The following is a 16,457-nucleotide window of genomic DNA, read 5'->3' as shown; positions in this document are numbered from 1 at the left end:
CTGCGCCAGTAACAGCGAAACTATGGACAACCGCGTTGCCGCTTCCCCATTGTAACAAAGAAGCATGGAGCCTGCAAGTCGCTGCAGGCTCCTCTACGTGGCCGACCGCCGGTAAAATTAACTACCGTTAAAGTAGGCGCTGATCCCGTTAAAAATACCCTCCGCCACCCTGGCCTGGAAAGCCGGGCTATTCAAGAGCTGTTCTTCGGTGGGGTTGGAGATAAAAGCCGTCTCTACCAGCACCGAGGGCATGTTGGTATTGCGCAAGACAGCGAAATTGGCTTCCAGGACACCCAGGTCTTTCCTTCCGATGGCTGCCACCAGGGCGGTCTGGATGGCTGTAGCCAGGCGACGGCGTTCTTCCCTTTGCTGCCCCAGGGCCGTACCTGGCGGGGCATAGAAATAGGTGGACGTGCCGGAAGCGCTGGGGCTATAGGATGCATTGGAATGGATGCTGATAAAGAGGTCGGCGCCCACATCATTGGCGTAATAGGCCCGGCCCGAGAGGGTATAAGGGCTGGTCTCGCCATTACGGGTAAGATAAACGCTGGCCCCCGCCTCCCGGAGCAGGGCGGCAAGCTTCTGGGCCATAGCCAGGTTGACGTCCTTTTCTTTAACTCCGGTAGGGCCGATGGCCCCGGGGTCGGGCCCTTCCGGATCGGTGCCGTGGCCGGGATCGATGACAATCTTACTTCCTTTTAGGGAAGGCTTTTCTAAAAGAAAGATCATCCCGCTTTTGTCAGCAGCCGGCTGGACGGTCATCCGCGCGGCTCCGCTAAGGTCAAAGACGATGCGGGCGGTATCCGCTGTATACTGACCCAGGCGCACCCTGGCCAGGGGGGGCCGGTTTACTTCCACCGTTTCCTGCCCTTCCGGTACGGCCAGGACGGCGCCGGGCACATCGACAATCAGACGATTGTCCCAACGGGAAGTTTTATAAGTAAAAACCCCGGTGGCTTTAACGGTGACCTGGAGGGTATTGCCTGCGGGCACAACTGTTACCCCGGTAATCTGAAGGCCGGGCTTCCGGCTGTCCGGCGGACTTCCAGGCGGTTCGTAGGGCGCAAAAGAAGCGAGGGCGCTGGCCACCCAACCGCGCCGGCCGTCTTCCATTTCCACCTGCCACCAGTCACCCTTTTGCTGCCAGATGGGCAGTTTGCTGCCGGCGGCAGCCGTACCCACCTGCTTTTCCACCGGGCTTGGGCCGGCCAAGATTGCTACCGGCCGGCTGCCGATAACCGCCAGGCCCAGAGGTTGTCCGGCCGGCGGCTGGCCGTCGCCGGGCGACGGGTTTTTCCCCGGCGGCTGAGTTTCACCCGGAGGCGGATTCTGGCCTGGCTGCCCGCCGTTACCCGGCGGGTTATTATTATAGACCGGCTCGGCATAGGCAGCTGACACCCAGCCCTGGCGGCCGTCATTTAACTGTACTCGATACCAGCCGGAAGCTTCACCTAGCAATCCTAGCACCGTCCCCCGGGGGAAGACGTCGATGATATTATAATCCAGCCCCGGGCCGGACCGGATATTTACATAGCTGCCCGTCAGGCGCACCTGGCTGGCATCCTGGACTGTCCCCAGGGTGATCCTGACTGTCTGGGAGGCAGCATTCCAGTCCACCTGGCCGCCAAAGGCCTGGGATATGAAACGGACCGGCACCATGGTCGTATCACCTTTTAAAACCGGGGTGGTATCCAGGAGGATGGCCTGGCCATTTACAGAGGCCCGGCGGCTGCCAATCCACATTTTTAAAGTTGTTGTTCCCCGGCTAACGACAATACCCTGTTCTTTTTCTACCCAGTCCACCCTGGCACCCATATACTCCATGACAAAGCGCAGGGGTACCATGGTGCGGCCGTTGCCGTCAATATAGGGCGGTACCGCCGGATCAACCCGGGTACCGTTAAGGATGAGGGTAACACCGGGGCCAGCTGTGGCCGGCAGGGCCTTCAAGCCCAATGTTAATATGTACATTAACACCAGCAGTAACAATAAAAGACCCCGCCGGCCCGTAAGTATACGCTTGTCCATCACCCTTCCTTTCCCCTTTCTTTTTGCAGCTACCATTTTTGCAGCTACCATAACTATTCGCTGTGCCGCAGTGCTTTCCTTCCTTCATCGCCATTTTTTGTTGAAAAAACAAAAATGGTGCCCAGAAAGGCACCCCAACTTGACATTTTTAGACATTGCTTACCGGGCTTCCTTTTTGATGAGGCTTTCATTGCGGCTTATGGCCGTCGAAACATCGACATGGCCGGCAATAGTTTTAACAAACTGGCCGTCCACCAGGAACTGGACCTGTTTGACCGAGGGAAACTGGGTCAGGGTATTGACAATGGAATAGACGGTTAAACTTTCCCCCAGGGAACCGCCGCTGTGGTTGGCCACCAGTTCTTTACTGAAATCTACCCGGCACAGGCCGTCGGGGCGGATGTTGATATCTTTCAGTACCGTCCCCTTGGGAATAGTCGGCAGGAGCTGCGAACCCGGCCCCGGTCCTTTAATGAGTTCCTCAAGGGCTGCCCGGGCAATACCCCCCACCAGCGGGATGGTGCGTTGCTCGGCCACCAGGTAATTCCCGGTGGGATCGCTGAAATAGAGGACAACCTGGGTAGTTTTGGTGCTTTCTTTCTTTTCCTCGGCCCCGGTTGCCGGCGTACTGGTTTCCGGTGGCGGCAACTGGACCTGGACCTGGGACCGGGACGTGCCACTCAATCTGTCTATTATACCGCACCCGCTCACCAAAGCAGCTACAAGCAACAAGCTCACTGCAACAGCCAAGTATTTTCTTGCCCGCAAAAAAATCCCTCCTTTCAATCCTGCTATAACATAAATATCAAGGAAAGGAGGGATATATTCCTGATTTTTACGCCCGACCCAAAACTTCCCGCAAGGCCTTAATAAAGCGTTCATTCTGCCGCGGTGTACCTATGGTCACCCGCAGGTAAGTATCATACCCAAAGATATCGCCCGTACGGACAATCACACCTCTTTTTAAAAGCTCCTGGAAAACGGCGCGGCTGTCCCGCTGGATGTCGACAAAGATGAAATTGGCCTCTGTAGGAACATACTGCAGGCCCAGGGCTGCAAACTGTTCGTAGAGGTACTGTTTACCTTCTATATTTATCTCCCGGCTCTTCTTGTAATGGGCCTCATCCTTGAGGGCGGCAACGGCCGCCGCCTGGGCTAAGAGATTAACGTTGAAAGGCTCCCGCACCCGGTTCAGGTTCCTGATAACTTCCGGCACGGCCACGCCGTATCCCACCCGCAGGCCCGCCAGGCCGTAAATTTTCGAGAATGTACGCAGGACAATGACGTTGGCCCGCCCGTAACGGATATAGGCCAGGCTGTCAGGATAGTGCTCGGCCGTTACATAATCGGCATAGGCTTCATCCAGAACCACCAGGACGGAAGGAGGTACTTCCTTTAAAAAGCTGTCCAGGACCATCTGGCCGACAATGGTACCCGTGGGATTGTTGGGGTTACAAATAAAGACCATCCGTGTCCGGGGCGTTATACTGGCGGCCATGGCCTTCAAGTCGTGGCGGAAACTGCGGCAGGGGACTTTGATGGCTCGACCGGCCATGACTTGGGCGGCAAACTCATACTCAGAAAAAGTAGGATCGGCGACGACTATTTCATCTCCGGGGTTGATGTAGGTCTCGGCCAGCATTTTTATTATCTCATCGGTTCCGTTACCTACAATGATGTTCTCCGGGGAAACACCCAGTTTTTCCGCCAGGGCATTTTTCAAGTAATAGCAGTTCCCGTCCGGGTACAGGTAAACCCTCTCGCTGGCCTCCCTTAAAGCCTGGACGGCATCCGGGGAAGGGCCCAGGGGATTTTCATTGGACGCCAGTTTAATTACATCCTGTACCCCCAGTTCACGCTGGACTTCTTCAATTGGTTTCCCGGGTACATAGGGCTTAATGGCCAGGATGGCTTCCCGGCATGCAGGTACAGTGGCCAATTTTAATTTCATCTCCTTCGCTATAAACGATAAATTTTTTCCCCTTCCAGGATGGTTATACCCCTCCTCTGGAGGATGGCAATAGCTTTATCCAGCTCTTCAACGCGGAAGATCACCAGGGCACCGTTATCGCCCTTACCGATGAAGGCATAGAGGTATTCGATGTTGATGCCGGCTTCTTCAAGGATAGACAGGATGTTGCTCAACCCTCCGGGCCTGTCAGGCATTTCCACCCCCAGGACCTCGGTGAGGCTGACGGTGAAACCCGCTTCCTTCAAGGCGTGGTAGGCCTGTTCCGGATCGTTGACGATGAGGCGTAAAATGCCAAAGTCAGAAGTGTCGGCAATGGACAGGGCGCGAATGTTGATCCCCCGCCCGGCCAGCAGGCGCGTTACTGCCGCCAGCCGGCCCGACTTGTTCTCCAGAAACACCGAGAGCTGCTTGATTTTCATAGTCTCGCCCCTCTCATATCTTCCGCTTATCAATTACCCTTACGGCCTTGCCTTCGCTGCGTTCGATAGTTTTGGGCTCCACCAGGGTAACTTTCACGCTGATGCCCAGGGTGCTTTCCAGCTCGCTGACCAGGCGCTTTTCCAGCTCTTCCAGTCCCCGTACTTTATCGGAGAAAAGGGAGTCTGAAACCTCCACCTTGACCTCCAGGGTATCCAGGGCTCCCTGGCGGTCGACAATGAGGAGGTAATGGGGCTCGGTGCCGCCCATCTCCAGGAGCACGCTCTCAACCTGGGAGGGGAAGACGTTGACCCCGCGGATAATGAGCATGTCGTCCGTTCGGCCGGTGAAGCGGGCCACCCGGACGTGGGTACGGCCGCAGGAGCACTTCCCGGGGAGCAGGCTGGTAATATCCCTGGTGCGGTAGCGGATGACCGGCAGGGCCTCTTTCGTGAGGGACGTAATGACCAGCTCGCCCAGCTGTCCCGGCGGCGCCGGCTTCCCTGTTACCGGATCAATGACTTCTACCAGAAAATGGTCGCCAAAAACGTGCAGGCCGTTTTTGGCCTGGCACTCGATCCCTACCCCGGGGCCGATAACTTCACTCAGGCCGTAGATATCAACTGCGCTGATCCCCAGCCGCTTCTCGATCTCCTGGCGCATATTTTCCGACCAGGGTTCGGCACCAAAAATACCGCACCGGAGCTTTAACTCCTCCGGGCTGACACCCATCTCGGCCATTACCTCGGCAATGTGCAGGGCATAGGAGGGAGTACAGGTAAGGACCGTACTGCCATAATCCTTCATGATCATTACCTGGCGCTTGGTATTGCCGCCGGAGATAGGGATAACAGACGCCCCCAGGCGCTCCGCGCCATAATGAATCCCCAGGCCGCCTGTAAAGAGGCCGTAACCATAGGCGTTCTGGATGATATCGTGACGGGTTGTCCCGCCGCAGACCAGGGCCCGGGCCATGAGCTCGGCCCAAACGTCGATATCATGGCGGGTATAACCGACCACCGTCGGCTTGCCGGTCGTACCCGATGAAGAGTGGATGCGTACCACTTCGCTCATGGGCACGGCAAACATGCCAAAGGGATAATTGTCCCGTAAATCCTGTTTGGTGGTGAAGGGCAATTTGTGGAGATCATCCAGGCTTTTAATATCGCCCGGCTCCAGGCCGATGGCCTGGAAGGCTTTGCGGTAAAAAGGCACGTTAAAAAAGGCTCTTTTGACCGTCGCCTGGAGACGTTCCAGCTGGAGTTCCCTTAATTCTTCCTCCGGCATACACTCGTATCTTTCGTTCCAGTACAACCATACTCCCCCCATATTAGAAGTCAGAGGCACGCAATCTAAGAGCGCAATACTTATTTCTCCAGCCGTACATAATTTAAGATATTTCCACATCAAAAAAGGAAATCCTGCCTGGAAATCAGCGACGGCTATTTTTCTTGCCATCATAACTAAAAACAGCCGTCTTGCCGTCAATGACGGTTTCCAGGTGGACCGGCCGGCCCCACAACAGGTAAACGTAGGGCAGGGTCTTTTCCAGGTAAGGGACGTCCAGCTCCAGGTCTTCATAGCAATGCTTGAGATAGAGCTCGCCCCGGCGCTGGTAGTCGCCATCCTCGACGACGATATAAGGAAAACCGCAATTGGTGAGGCGGCTGACCAGGCCGTCACGCACTTTTTCCCAGTCCTTCTCCACAACTACCCATTCTGACCCTACCTTCTGGTAAAGGAAGAGATCCAGCTCTTCCACCAGTTCCCGGGTTAGGTAGTTACGCAGGAAGGAGATATCGTTTTCACAGGTACGGACCTCAAAGATTTTGGCCCGGCCCTCCCCACCCCGGCGGCCGTAGCGTTCCCTTTCTTCCTGAGAGGGTGTATCCCAGCGCTTTTCAATGTCCTCAAAGATTTTGCTACCCACATAATAAGGGTTGATCTGCATTTTACCCGGCTGGATGACGCTGGCATGGAGGTGGGCAAATTCGATGGTTTCTTCTTCTGTTAAATCCAGTTCCCGCATAATGCGGACGTGCCAGTAGGTGGCCCAGCCCTCATTTATGATTTTCGTCTCCAACTGGGGCCAGAAATACCGCATTTCTTCCCTGACTATAGCCAGGATGTCCCGCTGCCAATCCTCCAGCTCGGGGCTGTGCTTCATGATAAAGGCCAGCATATCCCTAGTTGGCCGCGGTGGTATTTTGCGGGTACGTTCCCTGGGCTGTTCCTTCGGTTTGCCGTCCAGTGCCCACAGGTCATCATAGGGTGTCTCCGGAGGGCGGGAGTGCGCGGTGTCCTTTTCTCCCTCCTCTTCCGCTGCCGGAAAAATGGCCGGGGGCTCGATATGCTCCTGGATGGACAGGGCGGCGTCGAGGAAAATTTCTACCTCCCGGCGGCCGTATTTAAACTCGTACTCCCTTATTTTGGCTGCATGGGCGGCCATAGTTTCCACCATGTGGCGGGAAGTAGGAGCAAAGTGAATGTTATTCTTAAAAAAATCGCTGTGAGCGAAGACGTGGGCAATGACCAGTTTATTCTGGATCAGGTCATTGCCCTCCAGTAAAAAAGCGTAGCAGGGGTCGGAATTGATAACCAGCTCGTAAATCCGGCTCAGGTTAAAGTCATACTGGAGCTTCATCTTATAGAAGTGCTTGCCAAAGGTCCAGTGGGTAAACCTGGTGGGCATGCCGTAGGCGCCAAAGGCATAGATTACATCGGCCGGGCAGAGTTCAAAACGCATGGGAAAAAAGTCCAGGCCAAATTTCCTGGCCTGGTCGTGAATGACTTCGATGGCTTTGGCAAGGGCCTTAAATTCTTGTTCCACCGGGGTCCCTCCCTTTTGAACCGGCAAAAAATTCGCGCAGGGCCTGGTAAACCTCACTTTTATCTTTGATGGCCACTATCACCAGGCGTTCATCCTGGATGCGCTTCAGGACATTTATCAGGGTGCTGGTCCGGTAATAAGGGTTGACAATTTCCCCGTAGCCCAGAAGGTTTACTTTGGGCAAAAGCTGCTGTACGGCCTCCAGGCAGGCCTCGTTGTCGCTGGGAAGGTTATCGCCGTCGCTGAAATGAAAGGGGTAGATATTATAATCCGCCGGGGGATAGCGCTTATCAATAATCTCCAGGGCCAGCTGGTAGGCGGAAGAACAGCGGGTGCCGCCGCTTTCGCCCTTGGCAAAGAATTCTTCTTCAGTTACTTCCCTGGCCTGGGTGTGGTGGGCGATGAAGACAATTTCTACCTGCTGGTACCTGCTGCGCAGGAAACGCACCATCCAGAAAAAGAAGGTCCGGGCGATATACTTCTCATAGGTCCCCATACTGCCGGAGGTATCCATCATGGCCAGAACCACGGCGCTGGTCTCATAACGCATTTTTTCCTCCCACGTTTTAAACCGCAGGTCTTCCGGGGTGATGCCGCCGATGCCGGGCTTTCCCTTCATGGCATTGCGTTTGAGATTCTCCAGGAGGGTGCGTTTTTTGTCCAGGTTACCCATAAGCCCTTTGCGGCGGACGTCGCGAAATTCATAGGTGGGCGAAGCCAGGATGGGTTTTTTCTTTTCCTGAAGATTGGGAAGCTCCAGGTCCTGGAAAAGCATTTCCTGGACTTCCTCCAGGGTGACCTCGGCTTCGTAATAATCAATTCCCGGCTGGTCGCCAGCTCCCGATCCTTTTCCGGCACCCTCAGAGACCTCGCGACCGATGACCGTTCCCTTCCGGGTGCCGCCGCTGCCCTGGCCGACGTTCCGGCCCTGGTTGTAATTGAAACGAAAGCGGTACTCCTCCAGGCTCCTGATAGGTATCCTGACCACCTTTTTGCCCTTGCCCATGATTATACTTTCTTCGGTAATAATCTGGGGTAGATTTTTCCTGATGGCTTCCCGCACCTTTTCCTGGTGCCGCTGCTGGTCCAGGTAGCCTTTCCGGTGCAGGGACCAGTCTTCCCGTGAAAGGGTGTACTGGGTATCCATGGTCATCACCCCGGGTCTAGCGGTTTAAGAGGCTGCCGGTGTATTTCAACAGCTCGTTGGCGCAGACCGGGCAATAGCCGTGCTGGGAAATGAGACGGTCGATAACGGCGTTAATGCGCTTCAACTGCTCCGGGTCCGGCGTCCGGGTGGAAGTGGTAATCTTGATAATATCCTTCATATCGGCAAAAAGCTTTTTCTCAATGGCCTCCCGCAGGCGCTCGTGAGAGTTATAGTCAAAGGTCTTGCCCTTACGCGCATAGGAAGAAAGGCGGATGAGGATCTCTTCCCGGAAGGCCTTCTTGGCGTTCTCAGTAACGCCAATTTGTTCTTCAATAGAACGCATGAGCTTTTCATCGGGATCCATCTCTTCATCGGTAATGGGGTCGCGGACTTTGGTCTTGTTGACATAGGCCTCCACATTATCCAGGTAGTTGTTAAACAATGCCCGGGCCGATTCTTCATAGGAGTAAACAAAGGCCCGCTGAACTTCCTTCTTGGCGTATTCATCGTATTCCTGGCGCGCCAGGGCAATGAAATTAATGAGGCGTTCCTTATCTTCTTTGGTAATGGAGGGATGCTGGTCCAGGCCGTCCTTCAAAGCCCGCAGGATATCCAGGGCATTGATGCAGCGGGTGTCGGCAGTTATCAGGGCGCTGGAAATGCGGTTGATGACATAGCGGGGGTCGACACCGCTCATCCCCTCCCCCTCGACTTCATTCATGAGTTCCAGGACGTCCTTTTGCTTAAAGCCCTCTACATCCTCGCCGTCATAAAGCTTCATCTTCTTTAAGAGGTCCATACCCTGCTTTTTCGATTCCTTTAAGCGGGAAAGGATGGAAAAGATGGCTGCCGCCTGGAGGGCGAAGGGTGCAATGTGAACGGTAATATCGCTCTGGCGGATCAGTTTTTGATAAATCTTCACCTCATCCCGCACCTTCAGGTTGTAAGGAATAGTAATAACCATAATCCTTGACTGCAGGGCTTCATTCTTGGGGTTGCTGATAAAGGCCCGGTATTCCGCTTCGTTGGTGTGGGCTATTATTACCTCGTCGGCCGAGATCAAAGCAAAACGGCCGGCTTTAAAGTTACCCTCCTGGGAGAGGCTGAGGAGATTATACAGAAATTTTTCATCGCATTTCAGCATTTCCTGGAACTCCATGATCCCCCGGTTGGCAATATTGAGTTCCCCGTCAAAGCGATAGGCCCTGGGGTCTGATTCCGACCCATATTCAGCAATAGTGGAAAAATCGATACTGCCGGTGAGTTCGGCAATATCTTGAGACTTGGGGTCAGAAGGGCTGAAGGTGCCGATGCCGACCCGTTTCTCTTCCGAAAGTATGATGCGTTCCACCGGTACCTCCTCCACCCGGCCGTCATACTTCTCTTCGACCATCAGCTGGCAGACAGGACAGAGACTGCCTTCGATATAGATGCCGTATTCCTTTTGAAACTCCGGCCTGAGTTCCCGGGGAATGAGGTGCAGGGGTTCTTCATGCATGGGACATCCTTTAATGGCGTAGACGGCGCCGGCATCGGTCTGGCTGTACCTTTCCAGGCCCCGCTTGAGCATAGTTACAATGGTCGATTTGCCGCCGCTGACCGGCCCCATGAGGAGCAAGATGCGCTTGCGCACATCCAGGCGGCAGGCGGCCGAATGAAAATACTCTTCTACCAGCTTTTCCAGGGTCCGCTCCAGCCCGAAGATTTCATCGCTGAAAAAGCGGTAGCGCTTAACGCCGTCGACTTCTTCCACCCCGGCGGCAGCAATCATGTCATAAATCCGGGCATGGGCCAGCCGCGCCAGCTGGGGATTCTTAATCACCATGGCCAGGTAATCGGCAAAGGTACCTTCCCAGTACAACTTTTTGGCTTCCTGGCGGTATTCCTCCAGACGCTGCAGGATTTTCACCGGCCCTTCCTCCTTTCCAGGGAAAAGGAAAAATAGCAGCAAGTATAAGGTAGGAGTATTATATAAATATGTATCACGAACCGGAAAAAGAAGAGCCCTGACAGAAGCAGGAAAATTAAGGAGTGAGGCCGAATGATTATATAAGGATTGGCAAAAAATATCGCCGAGGTGATGGGTTTGGGGTACAAGTACGAGTTTACCTGGCTGATCCGCCTGCCGGTGGATGAACTGCCGCAAAAACCCAACGAGCAAAAAGGCGACGGCGAAAACCTGCTCTTGTGGAAGCGCACCAGTGGCAATATTATTCTGGGATTTTTCCGCCAGGGCCATAAGCTGGCCCATCCGGTAGGTATGGAAGCCCTGATTGTGACTAAAAGCGAGGAGGTCCTGGGCTACGGACATATTGTCAAGTCAGAGATTTACGAGCTGCCCGATGGTACCCTGACAACCGTGGTGGAATTTTCCGTGACCCGCCTGTTTGATGAAGAAGAAAAAAGGGTTATCACCCGCATCTTCCGGGAGATGTACGGGCAAAGGCAGTCCTAACTACTGGCAGCAGTAGCATCTCTGTCCCAAAAAGGGTTGTTTTTCAGTGCCAGTAGGTTATAATGGTAAAGAAAATAATCCGGGGAGGTCATCCTCCATGATCTTAGGCAAGCATTTTACCCTGGAACCCAGTGGTCTTTTAACTTTTGCCAGCGGGGTATTAGCCCCGCAGCCGGATATCCGGCGCCTCGCTGATGCCCTGCCGGTTCTCTATGCCGATGTCCCGCCCAGCGACCGCCCCCTTTATTACATGTACCGGGGCGTGTGCCTGGAAAAGGACCGGCAATTGTACCAGCAGCACGATATCCGCTATGATATCACCGTTGTCCTGCCGGGTACCATTGGTAAAGAGTATATTAAAACCGTAGGGCACTTTCACCCGCTGAAACCCCACTCTTCCGAAACCTATCCCGAGTACTACGAAGTACTTGAAGGGGAAGCCATTTACCTGCTGCAGAAAAATAACCGCAGCGGTGAAGTGGAAGAAATAATGGCCGTCGAAGCCAAAAAAGGCGATAAGGTATTCATCCCTCCGGCCTACGGCCATGTAACCATCAACCCCGGCAGCCAGCCCCTGGTCATGGCCAATCTCATTGAGAGCCACTTTTCCTCCCTTTACGGCCCCTTCCGGGAGAAGCGTGGTGCCGCCTATTACTACCTGGAGGGCGAAGATGGGAAGGGCGACTTTGTTAAAAATACTCATTACCAGAACTCGGTAGCCCTGAAAATGGTTGCCGCCCCTAATCTCAACCAGCCCGTTAGTATTGTTAAAAATAAATCATTGTACGAGGCCTTTGTGACCGAACCGGAAGCCTTTAAAATTTTAAAGTAGTGAGGGCTTCCTCAATCTCCCGGAGCACCCAGGGGTCGGTTTCTTCCCGGCGGGCCCTTTCCAGGGCCGGACGGGCCGCCGCACCCAGGCGCCCCAGGGCCCAGGCGGCATGCCCCCGTAACACAGCGGCCGGGGCCCGCAGAGCCTGCTCTAAAGGTGCCAGGGCCTGCGGGTCACTCCGGTTGCCCAGGACAAGGACGGCATTGCGCTGGAGCACAGTTTTTCCCCGCCAGGCCAGAGCCGTAGGACCAAAGATCTGCTTAAATTGATGCTTATCCATAGTAATAATGGCAGCCAGGTCCGGCCATGTTAGCCTCTGCTCTGAACCGGATGTTGCTTCTGCTCGTAATCCCCCCCTTTCCCGCCGGTTGGCCGGGCAGGCTTCCTGACAGGCATCACAGCCCCAGATATACTGCTTAAAAAAGGGGCGCAGTTCTGCCGGGATCACACCCCGCTTCTGGGTCAGGTAGGACAGGCAGCGTTCCGGGTTCAGGCGGCCCGGGGCTACTAAAGCTCCCGAGGGGCAAGCTGCCAGGCAACGGCCGCAGTCCTCGCAGGCAGCTGGTTCCAGGGGTACACCGGGTTCCAGCTCCAGGTCGGTTATCAGGAGTCCCAGGGAGGCACCCGATCCCAGTCCCGGTATAATCAGGTTGCAGCTGGCGCCGTAATATCCCAGTCCGGCCAGGTAAGCGGCCTCCCTTTCCAGCAGGGGGCCGCTATCCACCTGGATGGCGGTCAAACTGGCACCGGCCTGCTGTAAAAGGCCGGCCAGGTCCCGAAGATGGCCCTGCAGCTCGCCATGGTAATCGGGCCCAAGGGCGTATCGGGCAATCAGCCCCTCCCCCGGTCCCGGAGGAACGGCCGGCTCCGGGTGAGGCCTGGCCACCACTACCAGGGAACGGGCCGCAGGATAAAGGACCTGGGGCCGGCAACGCTCTTCCAGGCTGCCGCTGGCAAAAGGGGTTTTTAGGCCTCTTTCCGCCCGCCATTTTAAAGCTTCCTCACCAAATACAAAGGGCCGGACCGGGGCTATCCCCAGGACCAGGCCCCGGCGTGAAGCCCATTCTTTCAGATCGCTTGCCAGCATAATCCGGTTCTCCTCTACCTTTCCTTAATTTAATTTTAATAACCTTCATCCGAAGTTTCCAATTGCCGGCACTTATCAGGTCCACAGTTAAAACCGCACACAGGACAGATACTGGCGCCGCCCGGATTGACCTTAAAGGTATTGCCGCAGCGGCTGCAGCGGTAACTCAGCGGAGCGTTGTCGGCACCCATCTCGATCTAATCCCTCCTAACCTTTTCCCCCTTAGTATAGCCCGGCAGAGTTTACCTTATAAGCAGGAATTTACCCCTTTATAAAGAAATAGTAGTAATTACTACTGGAGGTGATAGAATGGGGGACGCTATTTTCAAACAACGCTCCGGTTACCTGGGAGTAGGCATCGTCGCCAGGTGCGGCATACTTACACCTGCACAAGTCTCCGGCTTGGGAGAACTGGCTCAAGCCGTTGAATGCCGTTACTGCAAATTGACTACCCGCCAGACTTTGATTTTCGTCATCCCGGAAACAAAGCTGGAGGATTTACGGGCCGGTGTTGCCGCTCTTGGCTTAAGGGTCGGCGTTTTCGGCGAAATCGTGCGCAATGTCAAGGCCTGCGCCGGCAACAAGGACCTCTGCCAGCGGTCTTTAAGCGACGTTTTCGAGCTGGGCGGAGAAATCCAGGACCGGTTCATGGACCGGCCTACTCCCTGTGACTTTAAAATCGCCTTAGCCGGCTGTCACCGCGGCTGCACCGATCCCCTCTGCGCCGATTACGGCATTATTGCCACCGGCAACGATACCTATAACGTCTACCTGGGCGGCCGGGGCGGCAGCCGTAAACCCATCCATGCCCGTCCCATTGCCACCGGCATTACCGGGGAAGGGGTCATAAATCTCCTCACTTTTATCCTGGAACGTTACGATGCCCTGGCCGAACCCCGGGAGCGCATCTGCAACACCATTGCCCGGGTGGGTCTGGAACCTTTCCTGCCGCCTGAGGATTTTCTGACCCGGTACCGCCCGCAGGAAGAAAATGACTTTCTCGCCTTCGCCGGTTTTTGAGATTGGAGGTCTAGCATGATGACTGCCCGTAATGTCGACCTGGAAAAGATCCAGGGAGCCATCGACCGCTGCTGCAAGACGGTGACCGAATGCGGCACCTGTAATAAAGCCCACTGCCTGATTGGTTTCGCCCAGACGGCCCTGGCCTATGCCCGGCAGAAAAATACCGTCCGCATTCCCCGGGGACACGAGCTGATCCCCCAGGACGACCTGCGCGTCTACTACCAGCAGGATCTAATTGCTGCCCTGGTAGAAGTTTTGCTGCAGTGCCAGGATTGCCGCGACAACCATGAAGAAGAATGTGTGATCAACGTCACCCGCCGTGCCCTGGAGCTGGCCCTCCTGGGAGAAAACTTCGACTATGAGGGCAGTGTTTCTGCCTACCTGATGCAGGTCGGCCGCCACAACCCCGACACCGGCGGCAGGTTGTTGCAGGCCTACCAGGAACGCAAGAAAAGGTAAATTTAAAAAGCCACCGGTTTTTTATACCCGGTGGCTTTTTGCTGCCTGATACCTATCTTCAACCAGCCCGGCGGCTGTTGCGCTTGAGAATGGCTGGCATGACATCAAAAAACAGCTGCACCAGGCGGGGATCGAACTGTTTGCCCGCCCCTGCCGCCAGCTCCTGGATGCCGTCCAGCAAATTTTTGGAATACTGGTAGGCCCGGCAGGATGTCATGGCGTCAAAGGCATCGGCCAGGGCAATAATACGGGCTCCCAGGGGGATGTCGTTACCTCCCAGGCCGTAATAACCCTGCCCGTCCCAGCGTTCATGGTGGTAGGCCACCAGGGGCTCAAGGACCCCAAATTTTTCATTACCGGCCAGGATCTGGACGCCGAATTCCGGGTGGCGGCGCATTACCTCCCATTCTGGCGCCGTCAAACGCGCCGCCTTGTGAAGGATGGCCGCCCGCACCTGCGTTTTTCCTATATCGTGCAGCAGGCCTCCCAGGGTAATGATGTTTACTTCTTCCTGATGGAGCCCCAGTCCCTCAGCCAGGGCGCAGACAAGGTTACCGACATTGCAGGAATGCTGGTAAGTCGTCATGCTGTGTTTACGCAGGCGATCCAGTAAACCTGCCACCTCTGGTGCCACCGACACCGGGACCACTCCTCTTCCCGCCTGTTACCATTTTAACCGAAAATATGACATGACTCAAGGTGATTTTCCCTAACCCTTCAACAGCTTTTTCAGCACCTTGCCTGTAGGGCTTTTGGGCAGCTCTGCCACAAATTCAAATAAGCGGGGGATCTTGTAGACAGCCAGGTGTTCTTTTAAGAACTCCTGTAACTGCCGCCTGTCGGCAGAGGCCCCCTCCTTTAAAACAATATAAGCCTTTACCGTCTCTCCCTTGAGCGGGTCACCGACGCCGACCACTGCCGCTTCCTGAACGGCCGGGTGGGTCAGGAGGACTTCCTCCACCTCCCGGGGATAGACATTAAAGCCGCCGAGGATGATCATGTCTTTCTTGCGGTCGATAATGTAAAAATAACCGTCCTCATCCCGCCGTGCCAGGTCACCGGTATGGAGCCAGCCGCCCCTTAAGGCGGCGGCCGTTTCTTCCGGCTGGTTGTAATAGCCGGCCATGACGTTGGGACCGCGGACTACCAGCTCTCCCACTTCATTCACCGCTACTTCCTGATCATTGTCGTCCACCACTTTAACCTCCACTCCCGGCAGGGGGAGGCCAATGGACCCCGGCTTGCGGACGCCGTACAGAGGATTCAGGCAGACCACCGGCGCCGCTTCAGAAAGGCCGTAGCCCTCCACCAGGGGAAAAGAAAATTTTTCCTCAAAGCCGCGCTGGACTTCTGCCGCCAGGGGAGCCCCGCCGGAAATGGCAAACTTCAGGGTTTTAAACTGGCCTTTCTCGCCCATACGCAGGAGGACGGCATACATGGATGGTACGCCGCAGAAGACGGTGATATTTTCTTCGGTGAGGGTTTTCAAAGTATCCTTGGGCTGGAAGCTTTCTTTAATGGTGATGGTACTGCCCAGGTACAGGGGCAGGAGGACGCTGGTCGTCCAGGCAAAACTGTGGAACATTGGCAGCACGCATAAGAAGTTGTTTTCAGGGCCCAGATTGGAGACGGCGTCCATGGCTTCAATATCTGCCAGGAAGTTTCTATGGCTCAGCATGGCTCCCTTGGGCCGGCCGGTAGTGCCGGAGGTGTAGAGGAAAACGCAGATATCTTCCTCCGATGCCGCCGCCGGCGGTGCCGGTGACGCAGCCCGGGCCCTGGCCGTGGTCTTCTCGTCAAGGACCAGCAGGTGTTTCAAGCCCAGAGCAGCTGCCTGCTGCTGGGCCAGGCCCGTACGCTCCACAATCACCCTGTGAATAACCATGGTGCTGCAGCCGGCATCGCGAATAATAAAGGCGATTTCTTCCCGGGTCAGCATCAGGTTCAAGGGTACAACAATGGCCCCCGCCTGCAGGGCTCCCAGGTAGCTGTAAATGAATTCCGGACAGTTGGGAGAACAGATGGCCACCCTTTCGCCGGGCCTGACACCCAGTTCCTGGAACATCCTGGCGTAGGCGTCGATCCATTCGACCAGCTCGCCGTAAGTGATCTGTTGCCCTTGATAAACCAGAGCCGGTTGCCCGATTTTTTCTCGATGTCGCCGGGGTAGCTGCCAGAGTAACATCCCGGGAACCTCCTTTCAAAAA

At 55.4% G+C, this 16,457-nt stretch carries 16 protein-coding genes; 4 read left to right on the top strand and 12 right to left on the bottom strand.

What is annotated here, in order from left to right; all coding sequences use genetic code 11:
* Window positions 1-117: 117 nt before the first annotated feature.
* The 8 genes from MCACP_RS02700 to MCACP_RS02665 form a co-directional block, all read right to left on the bottom strand.
* A complete protein-coding gene (locus MCACP_RS02700) occupies window positions 118-2,028 on the bottom strand; it encodes an N-acetylmuramoyl-L-alanine amidase (protein WP_406678661.1) in 1,911 nt (636 codons plus the stop codon).
* 159 nt (window positions 2,029-2,187) lie between these two features.
* Window positions 2,188-2,796, bottom strand: a complete 609-nt coding sequence (locus MCACP_RS02695; RefSeq protein ID WP_406677863.1) for a GerMN domain-containing protein — start codon at window positions 2,794-2,796, stop codon at window positions 2,188-2,190.
* 67 nt (window positions 2,797-2,863) lie between these two features.
* On the bottom strand, window positions 2,864-3,979 hold the full coding sequence (gene hisC / locus MCACP_RS02690) for a histidinol-phosphate transaminase (protein WP_406677861.1): 1,116 nt from the start codon (window positions 3,977-3,979) through the stop codon (window positions 2,864-2,866).
* Between the two features lie 8 nt (window positions 3,980-3,987).
* Window positions 3,988-4,419: an ACT domain-containing protein gene (locus tag MCACP_RS02685; RefSeq protein WP_062284570.1), complete on the bottom strand. Its 432-nt coding sequence runs from the start codon at window positions 4,417-4,419 to the stop codon at window positions 3,988-3,990.
* 13 nt (window positions 4,420-4,432) lie between these two features.
* The gene (locus MCACP_RS02680) at window positions 4,433-5,731 is read right to left on the bottom strand and encodes a phenylacetate--CoA ligase family protein (RefSeq protein WP_406677860.1); all 1,299 of its coding nucleotides are present in this window, start codon (window positions 5,729-5,731) and stop codon (window positions 4,433-4,435) included.
* A gap of 118 nt (window positions 5,732-5,849) precedes the next feature.
* The gene (locus MCACP_RS02675; protein WP_406677859.1) at window positions 5,850-7,247 is read right to left on the bottom strand and encodes a SpoVR family protein; all 1,398 of its coding nucleotides are present in this window, start codon (window positions 7,245-7,247) and stop codon (window positions 5,850-5,852) included.
* Window positions 7,231-8,394, bottom strand: coding sequence for a sporulation protein YhbH (gene yhbH / locus MCACP_RS02670; protein WP_406677858.1), 1,164 nt, complete (start codon window positions 8,392-8,394; stop codon window positions 7,231-7,233). The genes MCACP_RS02675 and yhbH overlap by 17 nt, the downstream gene beginning before the upstream one ends.
* 16 nt (window positions 8,395-8,410) lie before the next feature.
* Window positions 8,411-10,303: a PrkA family serine protein kinase gene (locus MCACP_RS02665; protein ID WP_406677857.1), complete on the bottom strand. Its 1,893-nt coding sequence runs from the start codon at window positions 10,301-10,303 to the stop codon at window positions 8,411-8,413.
* Window positions 10,304-10,450: 147 nt separating this feature from the next.
* On the opposite strand from MCACP_RS02665, the gene MCACP_RS02660 reads away from it, so the two are divergent.
* Both MCACP_RS02660 and MCACP_RS02655 read left to right on the top strand, forming a co-directional pair.
* Entirely contained in the window at window positions 10,451-10,849 is a 399-nt protein-coding gene (locus MCACP_RS02660; protein ID WP_406677856.1) for a hypothetical protein, read from the top strand.
* 97 nt (window positions 10,850-10,946) lie between these two features.
* Window positions 10,947-11,681 (top strand): glucose-6-phosphate isomerase family protein, encoded by a 735-nt coding sequence (locus MCACP_RS02655; RefSeq protein ID WP_406677855.1) that lies wholly within the window; start codon window positions 10,947-10,949, stop codon window positions 11,679-11,681.
* On the opposite strand, the gene queG is transcribed toward MCACP_RS02655, so the two are convergent.
* Together queG and MCACP_RS02645 are read right to left on the bottom strand one after the other, a co-directional pair.
* Window positions 11,665-12,768: a tRNA epoxyqueuosine(34) reductase QueG gene (queG, locus tag MCACP_RS02650; protein WP_406677854.1), complete on the bottom strand. Its 1,104-nt coding sequence runs from the start codon at window positions 12,766-12,768 to the stop codon at window positions 11,665-11,667. The genes MCACP_RS02655 and queG overlap by 17 nt on opposite strands.
* A gap of 35 nt (window positions 12,769-12,803) precedes the next feature.
* Window positions 12,804-12,959, bottom strand: coding sequence for a hypothetical protein (locus tag MCACP_RS02645; RefSeq protein WP_406677853.1), 156 nt, complete (start codon window positions 12,957-12,959; stop codon window positions 12,804-12,806).
* A gap of 118 nt (window positions 12,960-13,077) precedes the next feature.
* Between MCACP_RS02645 and MCACP_RS02640 the strand changes: the two genes are divergently transcribed.
* Together MCACP_RS02640 and MCACP_RS02635 are read left to right on the top strand one after the other, a co-directional pair.
* Entirely contained in the window at window positions 13,078-13,788 is a 711-nt protein-coding gene (locus tag MCACP_RS02640; protein WP_406677852.1) for a nitrite reductase, read from the top strand.
* Window positions 13,789-13,803: 15 nt separating this feature from the next.
* Window positions 13,804-14,250, top strand: coding sequence for a hypothetical protein (locus MCACP_RS02635; protein WP_406677851.1), 447 nt, complete (start codon window positions 13,804-13,806; stop codon window positions 14,248-14,250).
* A gap of 58 nt (window positions 14,251-14,308) precedes the next feature.
* Here the strand turns inward: MCACP_RS02635 and MCACP_RS02630 are convergent, their stop codons facing one another.
* Both MCACP_RS02630 and MCACP_RS02625 read right to left on the bottom strand, forming a co-directional pair.
* On the bottom strand, window positions 14,309-14,890 hold the full coding sequence (locus tag MCACP_RS02630) for an HD-GYP domain-containing protein (protein ID WP_406677850.1): 582 nt from the start codon (window positions 14,888-14,890) through the stop codon (window positions 14,309-14,311).
* 69 nt (window positions 14,891-14,959) lie between these two features.
* The gene (locus tag MCACP_RS02625; protein WP_406677849.1) at window positions 14,960-16,435 is read right to left on the bottom strand and encodes a long-chain-fatty-acid--CoA ligase; all 1,476 of its coding nucleotides are present in this window, start codon (window positions 16,433-16,435) and stop codon (window positions 14,960-14,962) included.
* Between the last annotated feature and the right edge of the window lie 22 nt (window positions 16,436-16,457).

Source organism: Neomoorella carbonis (assembly GCF_045278715.1).
GTDB classification, from domain to species: Bacteria; Bacillota; DSM-521; order Neomoorellales; family Neomoorellaceae; genus Neomoorella; species Neomoorella carbonis.
This window is presented reverse-complemented; position numbering and strand designations above follow the sequence as displayed.

Coding starts and splice junctions, on each gene's coding strand:
- MCACP_RS02700 (WP_406678661.1), bottom strand. CDS start 2,028: ATGGACAAGCGTATACTTACGGGCCGGCGGGGTCTTTTATTGTTACTG.
- hisC (WP_406677861.1), bottom strand. CDS start 3,979: ATGAAATTAAAATTGGCCACTGTACCTGCATGCCGGGAAGCCATCCTG.
- MCACP_RS02685 (WP_062284570.1), bottom strand. CDS start 4,419: ATGAAAATCAAGCAGCTCTCGGTGTTTCTGGAGAACAAGTCGGGCCGG.
- yhbH (WP_406677858.1), bottom strand. CDS start 8,394: ATGGATACCCAGTACACCCTTTCACGGGAAGACTGGTCCCTGCACCGG.
- MCACP_RS02655 (WP_406677855.1), top strand. CDS start 10,947: ATGATCTTAGGCAAGCATTTTACCCTGGAACCCAGTGGTCTTTTAACT.
- queG (WP_406677854.1), bottom strand. CDS start 12,768: ATGCTGGCAAGCGATCTGAAAGAATGGGCTTCACGCCGGGGCCTGGTC.
- MCACP_RS02645 (WP_406677853.1), bottom strand. CDS start 12,959: ATGGGTGCCGACAACGCTCCGCTGAGTTACCGCTGCAGCCGCTGCGGC.
- MCACP_RS02640 (WP_406677852.1), top strand. CDS start 13,078: ATGGGGGACGCTATTTTCAAACAACGCTCCGGTTACCTGGGAGTAGGC.
- MCACP_RS02635 (WP_406677851.1), top strand. CDS start 13,804: ATGATGACTGCCCGTAATGTCGACCTGGAAAAGATCCAGGGAGCCATC.
- MCACP_RS02625 (WP_406677849.1), bottom strand. CDS start 16,435: ATGTTACTCTGGCAGCTACCCCGGCGACATCGAGAAAAAATCGGGCAA.